This window comes from Rothia sp. 88186D007BW (assembly GCF_053544215.1).
In genome coordinates this window covers 68560-87475 of record NZ_JBPPTR010000011.1, presented here as the reverse complement: position 1 = coordinate 87475, position 18916 = coordinate 68560, and the positions used below count along the sequence as shown (strand labels likewise).

Below are 18916 nucleotides of genomic sequence, written 5' to 3'. Positions count from 1 at the left end.
GAGGAGCCGCCTGAAGACCACCAAACTACTGCCTAAGCAGCAGAAAGCTTAGGAGTTCTTACCAAAAGCCCCATTAGTCGGGGTGAACGTTCCAAAACCCTGAGCCGGCGCTGGCGCTGCCACCTCAACGGGATCCCCCTCAGCCTTAGGCTCTAGAGCAGGAGTCTCTTTAAGAGTAGCCAGCTGCTTGTTCAAGTAATCGTGCAAAGAAGTGCGGTACTGGTTCTCAAAGGAACGCAGTTTAGCAACAGAAACTTCCAAATCGCTCTTGCTCTTTTCAAGCTCACCCAGAACACGCTCTGACTGTTCCTGAGCCTCTGAAACCAGCTGGGCTGCCTCTTCGCGGCCTTCGGTGATGAGGCGTTCCCGCTCGCGCTTACCCTCAAAGACATAGTCATCGTGTACCTTCTGAGCCATTGCTAGCAGGCCAGTTGCACTAGAGCTAGAGGGTGATGAGGTAGGTTCAGCGGCGGCAGGGGCTGGAGCTGCTGCGGGGGCAGAAGCTACAACTGCGGGCTGATTCTCAGCTACGGTCTCGGCCTCTTCTAAGGTGCCGCTTTCCTGCTGAGCAGGTGCCAGTGAAATCTTTGCCTCAGCCTCTTCAAGCTGGCGCTTGAGGCTTGTATTTTCGGCGTTCAGACGGCGTAGTTCAATGACAATCTCATCAAGGAAATCATCAACTTCTTCAGGGTTGTAGCCTTCTTTGAATTTAGTCGGCTGGAAGCGCTTGTTGATTACTTCCTCAGGAGTGAGTGCCACGGTTGTTCACCTCTATTTTCTAAAAATCTTTATGCTTAGCCCGTAGTATTACCGGTGCGCAGTGTGTGTGCTGGAATCAGGCGCATGAAGCTCGAACTTTCAGTGCGCTAAAAGTTCGGACTGTTCCCTATTTTCTACAACACAAAATTACCTGGCAACGGAGCACCGCGCAACACTCTAGGCCCTGTTATATGTGAGCTACTGGTCACGTCACTATTTTGGGGGACAAAACTCATACTTACTGACAGACAGTCAATAAAACACTCAAGGCTCTCTACCCACCAGAGGAAGCACTACAGAGCACCCTAGGCTGACAAGACCTGAGCCAGGTTAACCAGAAACACATGGGCAAACCAGAGAACTATGAGCAAAACCATGAAACCCACATCCAAGGAGATACCGCCCAGGTTAATGGGCTTAATCAGATGGCGAGCGGCCTTCATGGGCGGATCAGTTATTGCATACACCAAGGAGGCAACCACCAGAGCTACCCCGCGAGGCCGCCAGTAGCGGGCAAACATCTGCACCCAGTCAAACACCAGGCGAATCATGAACACAAGAATCAGCAGATAGACCGCAATGGCTAGAAGAGCTACGAGATAACCCAACGTACTTAAGCCTGATCAAAGGGGTCTTGGTTCTCGTCCTTTTGCTTCTTACCGCGATTGGGGTCTATAACTTCAACGTCAGCGGGAGAAAGCAGGAAAACGTTATCGGTGACACGCTCGATTGTGCCCTCCAAAGCAAAAGCTAAACCAGAGGAAAAATCAACAAGACGCTTGGCATCAATCTCGCTCATCTCGGTGATGTTGATAATGACAGGAAGATTCTGCCGGAAAGACTCACCAACAGTCTTAGCATCGTTGTATGAGCGGGGTTTAATGGTTGTGATACGGCGCAATTCTTCGCTGCTTTCTTGGGAGAATGAGGGGTTCTGATGAGATGACATAGTGCTTGTTTTCTGCTGGCCAGCAAGAGGGAAACCCCAATCAGCACTAGTACTTTCGGCCTGTTCAAGAAGCTGATCATGGGCTTCAGCTGCAGAAACACTACCTGCACCGGAGTCAAGCGCCCCCTGGTGCCGAGAAGTTTGAGATGACACATCCAAAAGGACGTCGCGGTCGGCACTGGATGCGATATGTGCCGGGCTCTCATCTGAGGCGAAATCATCAGGGTAAGTATCGTACTCATCATCAGCATCAAACACGGTCTCTTCATAAACCGTTTCAGGGCGGCGCTGATGCCGCTCTGCTCCTGGCGCTTCGTCTTCAACCTGCCCCAGGCCCAAGTAGGCCATTGCCTGGTGTAGTGTGCGAGCCATTCTTGCCCTCCCTTTGAGTAGCCTTTCCGCCGAGGGGCGGGGGCTTATAAACCTCTGTGTCTATCAACTTTTTACGGTACCAAAAAGTTGCCTATCTTTCTCGCAGACAAGCCCAAGGGAAACCTCAGTATTCCCAGTAAATTATGGGCACCTGCATTTAGAGCGCCGGGCGTGAGCCCATAATGGCAGAGCCAACCCGCACTGAGGTAGCCCCCCAGCGTATCGCCTCACCCAAGTCATGGCTCATACCCGCTGAAATAGTAGTCGCCTGGGGGTAGTGCTCCTGCAAGTGTTGGGAGTAGCTGTACAGTCTCTCAAAGGCGGCGGCAGCGTCCTGCCCCAGAGGGGCAACTGCCATCAGCCCTCCCACAGTAAGGCCAGGCAAGGAACTGATATGCTCGGCAAGAGTGAGAATCTCAGCAGGGTCCACGCCCCCGCGAGCCCCCAGGGCCGCCTGGCCGGCGGTAGCTTCTACCCTTGTATCTAGCCCCACCTGAATAAGACACCGCAGACCCTTGTGGGCAAGAGCGGCCGGAGCATTACCCTCACCGTTCTCGTAGCGGACCACCCGATTGTTATAGGCCCTAGAGAGAGCATCTGCTAGCTGAGGTCGATCAACTGACTGCACTTCATGGGCATATTGCACCACAGACTTAGCCTTATTGGTCTGCAACTGGCCAATAAAGGACCACCGCAAGGGGTCATCGTGGCCTGTATAGTCGATCAGTTCCTGTGCTTTAGCCGCCGCCTCTTGGTCCCGGTTCTCCCCCACAGCACGCACCCCGGCATCATAAAGAGCGGCAACATCTGAAGCCGGGAAAAATTTAGTGACCACGATAAGTTCAGGCAGGGCGGACGAAGCGGTTCGCGCGCCGCTGAGATCCTCTGCGGCATGGCGAATGCGGGACTGTACAAGGGCAAGACGTTCACTGAGCTCTGCACGACGCTCAGGGGTGTAAGTGAGGGTCATATTTCCTTCCTTAGAAGGGGTGATAGGGGTTACTTTTATCATTGATGGGGTAAGCAGCCTAGCTACTTAGGTATCAGTTTCCACCCAGACCAAACCCGCAATACGCCCTGCTGGCTCCTGTTTTTGGGTATGGCCACGGTGGGAGAAGAGGTTTTCATTTTCAAAAGTACAGGCTGCAAGGTCACTGTGCACGCCGGTTACCTGTGGCAAAGAGGCGAGGACGGCACGAGCTCCAGCTGGCAGATCAAGGCCAGGAGTACCCCAAGAAGTTGTGGCATAGACCGACGGCAGAATCTCAGCAGACTCCTGCCTCATACTCTCAGGCACCTCGTAGCAGTTCCCACAGATTGAAGGGCCCACCCAGGCCTGGATCTTACTAGCTCCGCCCTGAATCATAGCTTCAACCTGCTGTTCAATCACCCCATCGAGCAGACCCCGCCTCCCAGCATGAGCTACGCCCAAGACCGGCTGGCCTGTTTGAGCATGCTCGCCCACAAAGACCAGGGGAATACAGTCAGCCACCATAATAGCCAGCGGTCTACCTTCACAGGACACAGCAGCATCGGCAACAGGGGCAGCAACAAGAATCTGCTCAGGGCTCTGCTCCTGGCCAGCTTTTCCGGCATGGAGGGGTGCGTCCGCCCAGTAGACTTCTGTGCCATGCACCTGGTTAAGGTAGATAAACCCGCAAGATGCTTTAGCTCCTAGAAGTTCTTTATCAAGAGCCTTCCTGTTGGCTAAGACTTCTTCACTATTATTGCCCACATGCAACCCCAGGTTGCCGGCGGTAGCAGAGGTAAAGGCCACGTTAACCAGGGTGCCACCGGCCAGAGTGACCTGCTGGTGGGAGAACAGAAAGTCAGCCACAGGCCTCATCTACCTTTCGTGCTAAACCAGGGCCAGAGAACGAAGAAGGGGTGAAAGCTAGGATTAGCTTTCACCCCCTCTCAGTTCTTGAGGCAAGAAGTCCCGGCCTATGGTGTAGGCCTGTAATTATTACTTGAGAAAGTCGGGCACATCGAGAGTGTCGCGACGTGCTGACTGGGAGTCCTCAACGACCGGAGGTAGATCAACATCAAAGCCAGCGTTGGTAGGAAGGTCGTTATTACCCTTATCCCAGCCCTTACCTGCGGCAGGAGCTGCACCGAAGCTTGCGGCAGCAGCAGGTGCGGCTGAAGCGCCACCAAAGTTCTGCTGGGTGCGAGCAGCCTGGTTAGCTGCGGCGTTAGCGTTGTTGGAGTTAGTTTCGGGGTTGACGGAGTCAAAACCTGCGGCAATCACGGTCACGCGGGCCTCATCGCCTAGGGCATCGTCGATTACGGCACCAAAGATGATGTTGGCGTCGGGGTGTGCTACTTCCTGCACCAGGCGGGCAGCTTCGTTGATTTCGAAGAGGCCAAGGTCTGAGCCACCCTGGATGGAAAGCAGAACGCCGTGGGCGCCGTCGATGGATGCTTCGAGCAGGGGTGAAGCAATTGCCAGCTCGGCTGCCTTGACGGCGCGGTCCTCGCCAGAGGCTGAGCCGATACCCATGAGAGCTGAACCTGCACCCTGCATCACGGACTTGACGTCTGCGAAGTCCAGGTTAATCAGGCCGGGGGTGGTGATGAGGTCGGTAATGCCCTGAACACCGGAGAGAAGAACCTGGTCTGCTGACTTGAAAGCGTCGAGCATGGAGACATTGCGGTCTGAGATGGAGAGCAGACGGTCGTTGGGGATAACGATGAGGGTATCAACCTCATCGCGCAGAGCTGCGATACCGGTCTCTGCCTGGTTAGAGCGACGACGGCCCTCGAAGGTGAAGGGACGGGTAACAACACCGATGGTCAGAGCACCTAGGGAGCGAGCGATACGAGCAACGACGGGAGCACCACCGGTACCGGTGCCGCCACCTTCACCTGCGGTCACGAAGACCATATCGGCGCCCTTAAGCACCTCTTCGATTTCCTGTTCGTGGTCTTCTGCTGCCTGACGGCCAACGTCGGGGTTGGCGCCTGCACCCAGACCGCGGGTCAGTTCTCGACCAACATCAAGCTTGACGTCAGCGTCTGACATCAGCAGAGCTTGAGCGTCAGTGTTGATCGCAATGAATTCAACGCCACGCAGACCAACCTCAATCATGCGGTTGACAGCGTTGACGCCACCGCCGCCGATACCGACGACCTTAATGACTGCCAGGTAGTTCTGGGGAGTTGCTGTATCCATGGATTCCCTACTCATTTGTGCTTGTTTCAAACCACCTCAACCTTAGAGTGAAAGTTGAGATTGGAGTAAACCTATTTGTTTCAATCAATGAAAGATTATCAATTTCACCTTGCAATGTCGCCCTCGTTTCACCCCTGATCTTATTTTTCTCAGAAAATATCAAGGTCGAGAGAAAACTTCAGGTAGAAGTTGAAACTATTTGACCGTGGGCACCAAAGGACTCGACACATCATAGGTCTCTACAGCCTGCTCACTACCCACTGAGTCCATAAGCTGAACTAACACCTTAGCTTTAAGGTCACTTTCCTCGGGAGTTCCCCAGACAACCCGAGTACCATCAACCATCTCCAAAGTAATAGTCGAGGCCGAATCAGCCTTAGCCTCAGACACCTGAGACAGAATCGAGCCAGGCAAAGCAGCCAACACCCCAGTAACAGTGTTAAAAGCAGCCGAGCCCAAAATATCCAAGCCACCGGCAACCAGCGGAACACCAGCGTCCTCAACAGACGCTGCCGTGCCCAACTGCACGCCCTCATCATCGACCAGCACGAAACTGCCCTCATTCTGTACCACAGCCACAGGCACCCGCTCATGCAACTGCACCACCAACTCATGAGGCGGATGAGCCTGCAAACTCACCCCATAAAGCACCTGCTCATGACCAATCAGAGAAGCAACCTCAGACTCACTAATACGAGTCATAGGTACCCCCTCCAACTGACCAAGCTGCTGCTGCACAGCCTCCTCATCTAACAAAGAGGCACCCTGCACCGTAATCGTCCGAGTAGCCAACAGAGGCGAGAAAAAGACAAGCCCCACAAAAACCGCGGCAGCAAGAACCAAGGCACCAAACCCATACACCCACTTCTTCCAGCCCCCCACCGCACGATGAGAAGGACGCAAAGGAACAGGAGCAGACGGAAGACTCTGAGCCTCTTCTTGCCCCTGGCGCTTATCCTCTTCCTGAGCACGGCGCCACTGAGCAAAACGACTATTTTCAGAAATATCCACCAGGCTATCGCCAGCATCTGGCAACTGACTGACTTTAGGAGAGTTCAAGCGAATACGAGGCTTCTTCCCCGCACCACTACCCCACGCGCCCACCTTCTTCTGAGATTTCTCTTCACCAGCCACTAGAGCGCAGCACCTTCACGTGCAGCTAACTTATCTACCAGGCGGGGCCCCAAAACGGTCACGTCACCGGCACCCACAGTCATAATGATGTCACCAGGCAAAGCCGCGGCAACCACAGCATCAATAGCCTGCTCAGCACTCTGAGCAAAATGCACCTCAGAGAAACCCGCCTCAGTAATCAGATGGCTAGTCACACCCTCCATAGGCTTTTCACGAGCCGGGTAGATATCAAGAACGTAGCTACGATCAGCCTGAGACAAAGCCTGAGCAAACTCGGTAGCGAACTCCTGAGTACGAGAGAAAAGATGGGGCTGAAAAATCACGTAAAGATTATGCCCAGCAGCAACCGTACGCCCGGTCTCCAAGGCACGGTGCACCTCAGTAGGGTGATGAGCGTAGTCATCAAAAACCTTGACCCCAGCAGCTTCACCACGCAAAGTAAAACGACGATCAGTACCCGAGAAACAGGCCAAAGCCTTCACAGCATCCTCAGCGCTAGCACCAGCTAACAAGGCGCAGATAAAAGCAGCAGTGGCATTGAGCTGATTATGAATACCAGGAACCGGCAAAGTCACAGTAATCTGCCCCGCAAACTGCTGACCACCCACCGTAAAATCCCACAGCAGGTTCGAAGAACAATCCGTACCCTCAGAGGTGATACCGGTTAGACGCACCATAGCGTCCTCCCCTTCACCATAGGTCACAACCTGCACACCAGCGTCCGCAGCCTTAGCCGCTAGGGCAGCGGCACCGGCATCATCTGAGCAGGTCACAAGAACACCGCCCGGGGCAAGAGAGGCAATAAACCGATGGAAAGCCTCAAAAACCCGTTCACTGGTTCCATAAAAATCCAGGTGGTCAGGCTCAGCGTTGGTAATCACCGCAATCTCAGGGCGGTAACGCACAAATGAGCCATCAGACTCATCAGCCTCAGCCACAAACCAAGACTCCGGGCCAGAAGCACCCAAATGGGCATTAGTACCATACCCGGCAATAGTAGAACCCACCGCAAAAGAAGGGTCTAGCCCCAGGCCGTCCAGCATCACAGAAATCATAGATGAGGTGGTGGTCTTACCGTGGGTCCCGGCAACCGCAATCACCTTAGAATCTCGCATAGTCGCCGCCAAAGCCTCAGACCGGTGCACGATACGCAGACCACGGGCACGAGCAGCAGCCAGCTCAGGGTTATCCTCAGGAATCGCAGTTGATACCACAACAGTATCAACGCCCTCAATATTCTCAGCAGCCTGCGGCACAGACACCCGGGCACCCAGCTCACGCAGCCCCTCAAGAGCCGCACCCTCAGCCTGATCAGAACCACTGACCGCCATACCGGCCCGCAACATCAGCCGCGCAACAGCAGACATGCCAGCGCCGCCAATACCCACAAAATGTACCCGCCCCAAAGTAGCAAGAGCCGGACGCTCAGGGAAAGGAGGGTTCAAGGGTGCAGGGAGATTAATTGAAAGATCCATCATTGAGGTGCTCATGCGCGGGCCGCCTTCAGTACTTCATCTGCCATAACCTGCGCGGCATCACGAATGCCGTGCCGGTAGGACTTTTCTGCCATGTCAGTAAGTTTATCGGTGTCTGTAAGCAAAGAAGGCACATTCTGCCTAAACCAGCTCCCAGTGAAATCTGAGTCATCAACGAGCAGAGCCGCCCCAGCTGCAACCAAAGAACGAGCATTCAAGGCCTGTTCACCATTGCCAATCGGAAGCGGCACAAAGATCGCAGGCAGACCCACCGCAGCAACCTCACTCACCGTAGCAGCACCCGAACGCACAATCATCAGATCAGCGGCAGCATACACATCTTCCATCGAGGTAATGAACTCAACCTGCCGGTAGCCAGGAGCAGAGCGCAACTGACCAGACTCATCCTTAACCGCCTTATCGCGGCCGGTAATATGCAAGAGCTGATAACCGCCAGGGGCAATCTCATCAATAATCTCAGCAACGGCCCGGTTAAGGCTCAAGGCCCCTAAGGAACCGCCTGTAACCACCACGGTCGGCAAAGCCGAATCAAGGCCCAGACGCTCCCGGGCCGCAGCCTGCTCAGCAGCGCGGTCAAGATCAGCAATATTCTGACGCATGGGCATGCCCACCGTGCGAGCGCCAGCGATAGGGGTATCGGGGAAGGCAGTAGCTACCAGGGCAGCTTTCTTGGCACCGACCTTGTTAGCCAGGCCCGGTTTAGCGTTTGCCTCGTGGATTAGCACAGGGACACCTAGCTTGTGGGCGGCCAGGTACATGGGGGTGCAGACATAGCCGCCTACTCCCACCAGCACATCAGCCCCGGTCTCTCTTAGGATCTGTTCAGCTGCTTTGAGTGATGCCCGGAAACGCCCAGGAAATTTGAGGGCGTCAAGATTCGGGCGGCGGGGGAAAGGCACCTTGGGGATAAAGCTGATGTCAAAACCTGCTTCAGGTACTAGCCGGGCTTCCATGCTGTTTTCGGTGCCGACAGTCATGATGGTGACATCGGGCTCGCGCTCCTGGAGAGCTCGGGCGATGGCCAGCATGGGGTTGATATGCCCGGCTGTGCCGCCACCTGCGAGCACGACAGTGGGTGCGTGGGTCATCAGGTTTCACTCCCTTAGTGTTCTATAACGCCCCTTAGTTTACGCGCAATGGGCTAGAGGCACACCTTGGGCACCATAGCCGTGAGGCACCTTACCCTCTTAGCGTTGATGGGGACGAGCCGCCCGCTGGGTTTTCTGGGTTCGCTGGGTTCGCTGGGTTCGCTGGGTCTGCTCGGTTCGCTGGCGCTGATCAGCTGTGGCACGACTACGAGCCTGCTGCACGCTGGCAGAAGACCGGGCCCCACTCACCGAACGAGAACGGCGGGCTCTTGCAGCCTCGGTACTAGCTTCAGCCGACAGCGGAGCCGACCTGCGGACAGCTTGGGAAGAAGGACGCGCTGTAGCTGCTGAAGGGCGCACAGCACGGGTGCTCCCCCGCCCTCCTTGAGGCGCAGAGGCCCGAGGGCTGGCAGAGGTGCGACCATCAATCAAAGCACCAAAGCGGGTCATAAACTTTTCGAGGGTCCAGCCAGTACCATCGGGGTCAGCGGCAATGACAGCCTGCTCCTGCTCAGCAATACGGACCAGGGCAACACGACGGGCGGCGTCCTTTTGCAGCTTGCTATTGGCAATGCCAGTACGCTCACCCACAATCGGGTTGAGAGGGGTCTGCCGGGCAAAGGCAATAAGAATTCCGATACCGATCAGGGAGGAGATGAGGGCCGAACCACCTGCAGAGATGAAAGGCAGAGGAACACCAATCACAGGCATGATTCCTACTACCATGGCGATGTTCAGTAGGGCCTGACCGGCAATCCAGGTGATAATGCCGATAGTGGCATAGCGGATAAAGAGGTCAGATGACCGCAGCATAATGCGCATAGCGCAGTAAATCAAAGCCGCGTACAAAAGCAGAACGGCAATAGCACCAATCAACCCCAGCTCTTCACCGACCACCGCAAAAATGTAGTCGTTATGGGCCTCTGGCAGATAGTTATACTTCTGACGGGACTGGCCCAGCCCCACACCCCAGAAACCGCCGGTTGCAAGGGCAGCTAGACCAGAATTAGCCTGGTCGCAGGTAGCCTCCACGCAGTCTCGCCAAAAAGCAAAGGTGTTGAAAAGACGCTCAATACGGTTAGGGCTAATAGCTACCATCATGATGCCAGCGAAAGCCCCCACACCGGCGCTAATGGTCACCAGCCCGCGAGAGGGGCGGGCTGCTAAGAAAATTGCTCCAAAGAAAAGGGCGTAGATAAGCACCGTGCCCACATCGTGCCCGGCCAGAATCAGGATGACCACCAGGCCAAAGCCTAAGAGAGCAGGCATGAGCCCCTTGTAGGCGGTCTGAGCCAAGGTTCCCCGGTGAATACGGCCCTGACGAGAATACACCGAAGCGAGCCACAGAATTGTGATGGGCTTAGCAAATTCTGAGGGCTGAATCGAAAAGCCAGCAATGTTAATCCAGTTGCGGTTACCGTTGACGGTCGTACCCGCAAAAATCACGGCAATCAGTGCCACTACCGCTACAACCAGTAAGAAATGTGCGGCTCCAGGGCGCCGGTAGAGGGTAACAGGTAGCAGGTAGCCCACCACCACCATGGCAGCCAGGCCCAAGACTGCGAAGATGGCCTGAGAGCGGGCCTGGCTAAAGGGCCCAGCCCCGGCTGAAATCTGTTCCACACTGGAGGCTGAGAGCACCATCATCACCCCGAAGAGGGTGAGCACGGTGGCAGTAACCACCAGCACGATAGGCACATCGGCCAAGACCATGGACCCTAAACGTACCTGGGCGTTCTCCCAGGTGCTGCGGGCTATACCCCAGGCACGCCGAATCAAGCCAGGGCCATGCTGGGAACGGGATTCTGATGCCAGGCTCATAATCTTTTCGTTTCTCTTCTCTCAGGTTAGGACGCCCCGCTGTAGGTGCGGTTAAAGGTGAAGGAGGGTGGGAACCAGCAGCTGCTGGTGGCCCGCCCTCCGCATCGTAGGTTTTAGGAATTAATCTGATTGACCAAATCGGCCACAGCATCAATGAAGGCGTTACCGCGGTCAGCGTATGAGGCGAACTGGTCCATGGAAGCTGCCGCGGGGGCCATGAGCACGGTGTCATTTTGTTCCGAAATCTCATGAGCCTTGGCAACTGCTAGTCTCATGACAGCCTGCCCATCACTGGGATCTGCCAGCAGGGGGCTCTCACTGATCTTGTAGACCGGCACCTGGGGGGCCTGCTCTGCAAGAGCTGAAACCAAGGCTGCGGTATCGGTGCCAATCATGACTACCGCTTTGAGACGGTCCTTGTGCTCAGCGACCAGCTCATCATAGGTCACGCCCTTAGACAGGCCACCGGCCACCCAGATAACAGGGTTGAAAGATGAGAGTGAAGCATGAGCTGCGTGGGGGTTAGTGGCCTTAGAATCATTAACCCACAGCACCCCGTGCGTATTAGCCACCAGTTGAATACGGTGAGCCCCAGGCTCATAATTCTGCAGGCCAGCCTTCACCTGTTCAGGTTCAATACCAGCAGCCCGGGTCAAGGCAGCAGCAACCAGGGCATTCTCTACGGTGTGCTTAGTAGGTAACTGGCCGGTATCTGATACAGAGGCTAGTTCCAGGGCCTGGTTGCGGCGGTTATCCAGGAAAGCCCGGTCAATGAGCAGCCCATCAATGACACCCAGCATCGACAGGCCAGGGGTATTCGCCCAGAAGCCGATAGCGCGAGCGCCCTCAAGGACGTCCGCCTCTTCAACCATCTGCACAATTTCGGGGTAGTTGGCGTTGAAGATGCAGGCGACCTGAGTGTTTTCGTAGATACGGGCTTTATCGGCCAGGTAGTTCTGGTAGCCAGCGTGCCAGTCGACGTGGTCTTCAGCCACGTTGAGCACCACAGAAGCGAGTGGTGACATGGAGTAGGTCCAGTGCAGCTGGAAGCTGGAGAGCTCAACGGCGAAGAAGTCATAGTCAACCGGGTCGCGTAGGGCATCGAGGATGGGGGTGCCCACGTTGCCCACGGCAATGGCCTTATAGCCTGCTGTCTGCAGGATAGATTCGGTCATGCCCACTGTGGTGGTCTTACCGTTGGTGCCGGTGATAGCCAGCCAGGGGGCAACTTTACGCCCTTGGCGCTGACGCAAACGCCAGGCCAGTTCTACATCGCCCCAGATCTGAATTTTCTGGGTGAGGGCATCAGCCAAGATGCCCGTGGTGGGGGCAAGGCCCGGTGAGGTGATAACCAGTTCTGCTGGTTCTCCTTCTACCAGGGGTAGGGCCTCCATGGCTCCGGCGCCCAGTACGGAGCCAACTGCACCAACAATTTTCAGGGTGTCGGCTTTACCGCGGGTGACCTCGTTATCGTTACCGTCAACGACGAGGACGCGGGCACCTAGCTCTATGAGGGTATCAGCGGCCGAGAAGCCAGAGACGCCTAGGCCTGCAACGACAACGCGCAGGCCGGCCCAGTCAGATTCCCAGCTGGTGAGCGATTCAAGACGCTCATAGCCGTAGATGGGGTTTGCGTTACTTGCCTGCATTAGAAGACGCTCCCGTTATTTACTAGCCAGTCGCTGTAGAAAATGCCTAGGGCGATGGCTACAAAGAGGCCCGCCAGGATCCAGAAACGGATGACCACGTTCACTTCAGGCCAGCCCTTGAGCTCAAAGTGGTGCTGTAGGGGTGCCATGCGGAAAATACGTTTGCCGCCTGAGAGCTTGAAGTAGCCTACCTGCAGAATCACGGAGATAGCGATTATCACGAAGAGGCCGGCAATAATGGGCAGCAGCATCTGGGTGCGGGTGATGATGGCAAAAGCCGCCAGGGCCCCACCTAGGCCCAGGGAGCCGGTATCACCCATGAAGATAGTGGCAGGTGAAGTGTTCCACCAGAGGAAGCCAATGAGGGCACCAATCAGTGAGGCCGCTAGCATGGCCATCTGCCCAGACGCGGGCACCTGGTAGCACAGGGCATCTGCGGCCCCTGGGGCGCACAGGTACTGTTGCTGCCACATAGAAATCAGGAGGTAACCGCTAAAGACCATGATGGCCGCACCGGTTGCTAGGCCGTCGAGACCGTCGGTGAGGTTCACTGCGTTAGTGGTGGCAGTTGCAATCAGGTTGGCCCAGATGATGAAGAGAATGATACCCACAACAGGGCCTGCGAAGGCCAGATCCAGCCAGGGGATATCGCGGGTGAAGGAAAGGTTGAAGGAGGCAGGTGACCAGCCCCGCTCGTCCTTAATCAGCAAGGCACCCACAGCAAAGAGAGTGCCAATCAGCCCCTGGAGTACGATCTTGCCCTTGGGGGTCAGGCCCTCGCTTTGCTTCTTCCAGATTTTCTGGAAGTCATCGATGAACCCAACAGCGGCCATACCCAGCATGAGGAACATAGCAAGGAGCACCGAAGCGGAGGGGGCCACAGCGCTACCGGTTAGCAGGGATGAGAGTGCCAGGGCCAGGAAGAAACCGATGACGGTTGCTGCCATCATCATGACGCCGCCCATGGTGGGGGTGCCCCGCTTGGTCTGGTGGGAGGTGGGGCCGTCCTCGCGAATGAACTGGCCGAACTGCTGCTTCACCAACCATTTGGTGTAAAGCGGGGTTCCGGTGATCGAGATGATCAGGCCGAAAGCGGCAGCCAACAGGATGGAAATCATGCGGTGTTTGTGCCTTCCCGGTTATGAGTTGTCTGTAGTTGTGGCGGCAGCATCGGGCTGGGCGCCATTGTTTGAGTTTAGTGCCTGTATGAAGTCACCGGAGCTTAACCAGGGCTGTGAATTCCCACTATCAGGCTCATGCTGGGTGAGGTTCCCCTCATAGTCAGCAACTTTTTGCCCCAGCAGCCCCAGTCCAGCCCCGTTCGAGGACTTAAAGAGGACGATATCGCCTGGCTCTAGAGCGCCCTTCAAGAGTTCGAAGGCTTCCTCGGTGCTGGGCACCCAGGTTGCCTCCTTGCCCCAGGACCCTTCCAGGTGGGCGGTGTTGTAGATGGGCTTGGCGATCTGGCCTACCGCAATGAGCTTAGAGATATTCAGGCGTACCGCTAGCTGCCCGATTCGGTCGTGCTCAGCTAGGGTTTGGTCCCCCAGTTCCAGCATGGCACCGAGCACCGCCCAGGTGCGGTGGGCTGAGGGCAGACGGCCCAGCTGGGCCAGAGTCTGTAAAGCTGCGGTCATGGACTCGGGGTTAGCGTTGTAAGCATCGTTGATGACTGTCACGCCGTCAGCTCTGTCGGTGCGCTGCATCCGCCATTTGGAGGCAGCACCTGCGGTATTGAGCTGCTCTACAATCCGCTGGGGAGAAATTCCTACCTGGTAGGCGACGGTAGCTGCCGCAAGCAGGTTATAGACATGGTGCTCACCAATGAGCTGGGAGCTAACCTCGTAGGATTGCCCCTCAGGGAAGGTCAGAGTAAAGGCAGGCTTTCCTTCATCGGTGGTGGTCAGCTGTGAAGCTGTTATGCGATTTTCGTGAACACCAGGGTTAGCGGTGTGGGTCAGCTCAGCTTCGCGCCCCTCAACCCCAAAGTAGGTGACGGGGGTAGAAGCCCGGTTAATCATGCGGCGCACCCGGTAGTCGTCCATGTTGAGGCCCAGCCCCAGGCGCACGCCCTCAGCCATCTCTCCCTTAGTTGCTTCGATGTTATCGACGCCACCGAACTCACCAGCGTGAGCTGTACCCACCTTGAGCACAACCCCGTAGTCAGGTGAGATCATATCGGTCAGGTATTTGATGTTGCCCACCCGGTCAGCGCCCATTTCAATAACCAGGTACCGGGTGTCTTCTTCTGCCCGGAATACAGTAAGGGGAACCCCCACTTCACCGTTGAAAGAACCAATGGGGGCTACGGTCTTGCCCTCTGCCCCAAAAATAGCTGCCAGTAGGTCCTTGGTGGTAGTTTTACCCGCAGAGCCGGTGATACCCACGACCGTCACCTTACCGCCCTTACGCAAGCGATCCACGATATAGGAGGCCAGACGTCCCATGGCCAGCACCACATCATCCACCAGGATTGAAGGGTAGAGCTGACCGTTAGCGTCCTGAATTTCACGTTCAACCAGAGCTAAAGAGGCACCCTGCTCAAAGGCGGCAGGGAGGAAGTTGTGGCCGTCGGTCACTTCACCCGGTTTGGCGATAAAGAGACACCCAGGGCCTACCTCACGTGAATCGGTAGTAGCAGAAGTACAGGTCAGATGAGGCGCCTGAGCAGGTTCTACCCCTAAGAGGGTGCCTGCTACGGCTTCTTCAATCTCAAGCGCTGAAAGTTCAATCATAGGTTTACCTTTAGGTTACTGCTGGTGGTACTGGTAAGCCGGAAGCACACTGAAACCAGCAGCTTGCAAGGCCCGGGCAGTCTCTACACGGTCATCAAGGTCAATATCAGTGCCTGCAACGTCCTGAGCCACCTCATGGCCTCGCCCCGCCACCAGAATCGAATCCTGGGGGCCAGCTAGGGCGATAGCCTCATCAATGGCTGCTGCTCGAGGCGCAATATTCAGCACCCGTTGAGCCCGCGCACCAGTATCCACAGCGGCCAGGGCCCCTGCCTCCACAGTCTGCCGGATCGGGGCTGGGTCTTCACTGTGCGGGTCATCATCGGTCACCACCACAATATCGGCGTATGTGGCCGCAACCTCCCCCATCAAGGGGCGCTTGGTCTGATCCCGCTCGCCGGTGGCACCAAAAACAATGATGATCTTGCCGTCCTCATCTGCCGGCTCGATTGCTTCAAGCGCACGTTTCAGGGCATCGGGGTTGTGGGCGAAGTCCACCAGGGCGGTGGGCTCGGTGGAAATCAGCTGCATACGACCGGGCACAACGGGGGTCAGGGTCTCGGTGCGAGCCAGCACTTCGGTGATGCGCTCGCGCTCTAGCCCGTCGCGGGCGCTCTCAAAAACCATCACGGCGGCCAGCGCAGCGTTCGAGACGTTGAAATCAGCTGGAAGCAAGGTGGCGCTGGGCAGTTCAAAACCGTCGCCACGGCGCAGGGTAAAGGAGTGGCCGATACCGGAGCGCTCTACCTGCACCAGGGCCCAGTCCTGGGCAGCAAGGGAGGTGAGAGCGTCCTCCCCCGGCTCGTAACCGGCACCGAAGTTGGTAAAGAGGCGAACCACAGCGCGGGCCCCCAAAGCCTGAACCGCGCGCTTTGCCATGTCAAGACCCCAGTGGTCATCGGCAGTGATAACGGCGCGACGGGTACGGGCCGGGGTGAAGAGCTCGGCCTTGGAATCAAAGTAGCTTTCCATGGTGCCGTGCAGGTCCAGGTGGTCCTGAGTGAGGTTGGTAAAGCCCGCAACGTCATAGCGAATGCCATCGACGCGGCGGTAGTCCAGGGCATGCGATGACACCTCCATCGCGGCGCTGGTAATACCCTGCTCGCGCATCAGGGCAATGAGGGAGTGCACGTGGGGGGACTCAGGGGTGGTGAGCTTAGAGGGAATAGCCTGCCCGCCGGCAAGAATCTCAATGGTACCAATCAGGCCGGTAGTGTGCCCCAGCGCCTGCATGATTGAGTTGGTCATGTAGGTAGTGGTGGTCTTACCGTTGGTGCCGGTCACCGCAAAGAGGCGGGGTGCTCCCCCGCCACTGGGCTGAGAAGCGTAAATGCGAGCAGAGAGCGGGCCGACAGCAGCTCGCACCTGGTTGGTGGTGACTACGCCCAGGTCGTCGGGAATACCCAGCTCGCGCACAATCTCAAGGCCCGCTTCATCGGTCAGCAGGGCGGACGCCCCCAACTCGATTGCAGCAGGAAGAAAGGACGCACCGTGGGCCTTTGCTCCGCCCAGGGCAACATAGAGGTCACCAGGCTGCACTTCACGGGAGTCCATAGTGATACCCGTGATGGGGCGGACGGACGCCTGCACCAGCTGCGCTCCTAACCCCACCTCGGTCAGCCAGTCGGCGACCTCAGCGCAGGTGCGCTCGGTAACCTGACGGGGGCGCAACGTCTGGGCGCTGCCATCAAGTGCTCGGTTTTGTGTCACGGGCTTTCCCTCCAATGGGCGGTCTATGTTAAGGTGCGCGGTGTGGCGCGAGTGCTAATAGGGTCTACTTTAGCCGTTTTCGTCATGTCCCTCAGCGAATTTAGGGGTCTCCTGCGGCTCCGTTGTGGAGCGGGGCACATTATAGATGTGCAGGGTTTTCTCCATAATTTCTGCAAACTGGGCTGTGGTATTTGCCAGGCCAACAGCCGATGCCGTGGTTTTCGGGCGGTGCATAGTAACCGATACGAGGAAGCGGGGGTCCTCGGTGGGAGCGACCCCCACAAAAGAGGTAGTCCAGCCATCATAGGTGCTAGAACCTTCGCCCACGTTTTCTGCGGTACCGGTCTTACCGGCGACCCGGTAGCCGTTAATCTGGGCACCTTTCGCACCACCACCACCCTGGTACACGACAGCCTCCATGACCTGGAGGGTCTTCCGGGCGGTTTCTTCACTCACCATGCGGGTACCTTCAGCGACCTCGCGGACTTCTTCGGTACCGTCCGTATCAATCACAGCATCAATGATGCGGGGCTTGAGCATAATCCCCTTATTGGCCATAGCTTGAAAAATCATAGAGGTCTGCAAGGCTGACTGGGCCACGCCCTGGCCAAAAAGCACATTGTACTGCTGGCGGATATCCCAGTCCTTCCAATCGGTGACCAGGCCCTGGGATTCGCCGGTTAGCTCAATACCGGTGAACTCCCCCATGCCAAACTTCTTGAGCCAGTTATAACGCTGTTCCTTGGTGAGCTTGCTCCCCATCATGACGGTACCGGTGTTCATCGAGTCAGCGATGATACCGGCAACGGTGCGCTTCTGGGCAGGGTGGACGAAGGGGTCGGTAATGGTCTGCCGGTCAATTTCCAGCTCAGCAGGCACATCGTACACTGTTTCCGGTTCAGCGATACCTTCTTCAAAGACAGCAGCAGTAGTCAAGATTTTTTCAGTAGAACCTGGCTCAAAAACCTGTGTAATAGCGCGCGGGTTCATATCGGCTAGCTCAAAACGTTCAGCACCTGGGTCCATCGTCGAAGAATCTGCCAGCGCCAAGATTGAGCCGTCACGGACGTCCATCACAACAGCCGTACCCCACTCAGCTTTCAGCTCATCAGCACGGGCCTTGACCACCTGCTGCGCAAAATACTGGACGTCCTGATTAATGGTGAGCCGCACACTCTTACCATCTTGAGCAGGAGTTTTTTGCTCATCCCCAATAGGAATACGGATACCATCAGCTGAAATCTCGTAGATACGCTCCCCGTCAGTACCGGCCAGGTGGTCCCCCATGGTGCGCTCAATACCCACTGAGTTATTGACCAGTTGAGTTTCGCCACTCGTGCCTTCTACCGCTTCTTCAACAATGCTGAAGCGCCCCACCACTGAGCCACCCACCTGGCCATTAGGGTATTTCCGTTCAGATAGAATCTCACCATAAATGTAGGGCGCTCCCAGGGCGTCTACCTTGTTGTAGAGGGCAGGAGTGACGTTCTCTTTAACAATTTTGTATTTGAGATCCCCGTCAAGGGCCGCTTTCACATCAGCATCACTCATCTCCAGAATGTCAGCCAGCTCATAGACCAACTCTGTGGGGGTGACTTCTACCGGGTCGCGGCTACCCTCGGTATAACGCTTGAAATTAGCTACAGCAGACTGATCGACAGTGATGTTATAGCGCTGAACACTACGGGCAAGCACATTGCCATTAATATCAAGAATCTCTCCACGCAAGGCCGGGATAGTCTGGATACGAGTACGCCGAGCCTTAGCAGCTTCTGCAAGACCGTTGGGGTCAAGACCCTGCAACCAGGCAAGACGCAGACCAACCAGGCCCAGACCGCCCATACCTAAAGTACCGGCAATAAAACCGCGCCGCCCAACGGTGCTTTTGATTCTCTGCACAGATTCATTGCGCTCAGTGCCGCTCATCGTCCCCTTATCCTCTTCCGCTCTTTCACCGTGGCCTGCTCACCACAAGATGTACTTACCGGCTCATCACAGGAACAGGTGCCCACCATCAGGGCAGACACC

General features: G+C 56.4%; 15 protein-coding genes. All 15 read right to left on the bottom strand.

Annotation, left to right across the window (positions count from 1 at the left end; translation table 11 throughout):
* Positions 1 to 48: 48 nt before the first annotated feature.
* The 15 genes from ACEE09_RS07690 to ACEE09_RS07620 all read right to left on the bottom strand — a co-directional run bounded on the left by ACEE09_RS07690 (position 49) and on the right by ACEE09_RS07620 (position 18814).
* Positions 49 to 759, bottom strand: a complete 711-nt coding sequence (locus tag ACEE09_RS07690; RefSeq protein WP_449083545.1) for a DivIVA domain-containing protein — start codon at positions 757 to 759, stop codon at positions 49 to 51.
* 305 nt (positions 760 to 1064) lie between these two features.
* A complete protein-coding gene (locus tag ACEE09_RS07685; protein WP_449083543.1) occupies positions 1065 to 1367 on the bottom strand; it encodes a YggT family protein in 303 nt (100 codons plus the stop codon).
* A 5-nt stretch (positions 1368 to 1372) separates the two neighbouring features.
* The gene (locus ACEE09_RS07680) at positions 1373 to 2080 is read right to left on the bottom strand and encodes a cell division protein SepF (RefSeq protein ID WP_449083541.1); all 708 of its coding nucleotides are present in this window, start codon (positions 2078 to 2080) and stop codon (positions 1373 to 1375) included.
* A 157-nt stretch (positions 2081 to 2237) separates the two neighbouring features.
* A complete protein-coding gene (locus ACEE09_RS07675; protein WP_449083539.1) occupies positions 2238 to 3050 on the bottom strand; it encodes a YggS family pyridoxal phosphate-dependent enzyme in 813 nt (270 codons plus the stop codon).
* A 66-nt stretch (positions 3051 to 3116) separates the two neighbouring features.
* Entirely contained in the window at positions 3117 to 3926 is an 810-nt protein-coding gene (locus ACEE09_RS07670; protein WP_449083537.1) for a polyphenol oxidase family protein, read from the bottom strand.
* Positions 3927 to 4046: 120 nt separating this feature from the next.
* On the bottom strand, positions 4047 to 5255 hold the full coding sequence (gene ftsZ, locus ACEE09_RS07665) for a cell division protein FtsZ (protein WP_449083535.1): 1209 nt from the start codon (positions 5253 to 5255) through the stop codon (positions 4047 to 4049).
* Positions 5256 to 5450: 195 nt separating this feature from the next.
* Positions 5451 to 6314: a cell division protein FtsQ/DivIB gene (locus ACEE09_RS07660; RefSeq protein WP_449083533.1), complete on the bottom strand. Its 864-nt coding sequence runs from the start codon at positions 6312 to 6314 to the stop codon at positions 5451 to 5453.
* A gap of 74 nt (positions 6315 to 6388) precedes the next feature.
* Positions 6389 to 7879 carry a UDP-N-acetylmuramate--L-alanine ligase gene (gene murC, locus ACEE09_RS07655; RefSeq protein WP_449083531.1) on the bottom strand — a complete coding sequence of 497 codons (1491 nt, stop codon included), beginning with the start codon at positions 7877 to 7879 and terminating at the stop codon, positions 6389 to 6391.
* Positions 7876 to 8973 carry an undecaprenyldiphospho-muramoylpentapeptide beta-N-acetylglucosaminyltransferase gene (gene murG / locus ACEE09_RS07650; RefSeq protein ID WP_449083529.1) on the bottom strand — a complete coding sequence of 366 codons (1098 nt, stop codon included), beginning with the start codon at positions 8971 to 8973 and terminating at the stop codon, positions 7876 to 7878. Before murG ends, murC begins: the two co-directional genes overlap by 4 nt.
* Positions 8974 to 9072: 99 nt before the next feature.
* Entirely contained in the window at positions 9073 to 10794 is a 1722-nt protein-coding gene (locus ACEE09_RS07645) for an FtsW/RodA/SpoVE family cell cycle protein (protein ID WP_449083527.1), read from the bottom strand.
* A gap of 113 nt (positions 10795 to 10907) precedes the next feature.
* Complete coding sequence (murD, locus tag ACEE09_RS07640; RefSeq protein WP_449083525.1) at positions 10908 to 12443, bottom strand: UDP-N-acetylmuramoyl-L-alanine--D-glutamate ligase; 1536 nt, start codon at positions 12441 to 12443, stop codon at positions 10908 to 10910.
* Positions 12443 to 13561, bottom strand: coding sequence for a phospho-N-acetylmuramoyl-pentapeptide-transferase (gene mraY, locus ACEE09_RS07635; RefSeq protein ID WP_449083523.1), 1119 nt, complete (start codon positions 13559 to 13561; stop codon positions 12443 to 12445). The genes murD and mraY overlap by 1 nt, the downstream gene beginning before the upstream one ends.
* 21 nt (positions 13562 to 13582) lie before the next feature.
* Positions 13583 to 15178 (bottom strand): UDP-N-acetylmuramoyl-tripeptide--D-alanyl-D-alanine ligase, encoded by a 1596-nt coding sequence (locus ACEE09_RS07630; protein WP_449083521.1) that lies wholly within the window; start codon positions 15176 to 15178, stop codon positions 13583 to 13585.
* 15 nt (positions 15179 to 15193) lie between these two features.
* Entirely contained in the window at positions 15194 to 16888 is a 1695-nt protein-coding gene (locus ACEE09_RS07625; protein ID WP_449083520.1) for a UDP-N-acetylmuramoyl-L-alanyl-D-glutamate--2,6-diaminopimelate ligase, read from the bottom strand.
* A gap of 69 nt (positions 16889 to 16957) precedes the next feature.
* A complete protein-coding gene (locus tag ACEE09_RS07620) occupies positions 16958 to 18814 on the bottom strand; it encodes a peptidoglycan D,D-transpeptidase FtsI family protein (protein ID WP_449083519.1) in 1857 nt (618 codons plus the stop codon).
* Between the last annotated feature and the right edge of the window lie 102 nt (positions 18815 to 18916).

Excerpts from the sequence above, each read along its gene's own strand:
- ACEE09_RS07680 (WP_449083541.1), bottom strand. The coding sequence starts at position 2,080 with ATGGCTCGCACACTACACCAGGCAATGGCCTACTTGGGCCTGGGGCAG.
- ACEE09_RS07675 (WP_449083539.1), bottom strand. The coding sequence starts at position 3,050 with ATGACCCTCACTTACACCCCTGAGCGTCGTGCAGAGCTCAGTGAACGT.
- ACEE09_RS07670 (WP_449083537.1), bottom strand. The coding sequence starts at position 3,926 with ATGAGGCCTGTGGCTGACTTTCTGTTCTCCCACCAGCAGGTCACTCTG.
- ftsZ (WP_449083535.1), bottom strand. The coding sequence starts at position 5,255 with ATGGATACAGCAACTCCCCAGAACTACCTGGCAGTCATTAAGGTCGTC.
- murC (WP_449083531.1), bottom strand. The coding sequence starts at position 7,879 with ATGAGCACCTCAATGATGGATCTTTCAATTAATCTCCCTGCACCCTTG.
- murG (WP_449083529.1), bottom strand. The coding sequence starts at position 8,973 with ATGACCCACGCACCCACTGTCGTGCTCGCAGGTGGCGGCACAGCCGGG.
- ACEE09_RS07645 (WP_449083527.1), bottom strand. The coding sequence starts at position 10,794 with ATGAGCCTGGCATCAGAATCCCGTTCCCAGCATGGCCCTGGCTTGATT.
- murD (WP_449083525.1), bottom strand. The coding sequence starts at position 12,443 with ATGCAGGCAAGTAACGCAAACCCCATCTACGGCTATGAGCGTCTTGAA.
- mraY (WP_449083523.1), bottom strand. The coding sequence starts at position 13,561 with ATGATTTCCATCCTGTTGGCTGCCGCTTTCGGCCTGATCATCTCGATC.
- ACEE09_RS07630 (WP_449083521.1), bottom strand. The coding sequence starts at position 15,178 with ATGATTGAACTTTCAGCGCTTGAGATTGAAGAAGCCGTAGCAGGCACC.
- ACEE09_RS07620 (WP_449083519.1), bottom strand. The coding sequence starts at position 18,814 with ATGAGCGGCACTGAGCGCAATGAATCTGTGCAGAGAATCAAAAGCACC.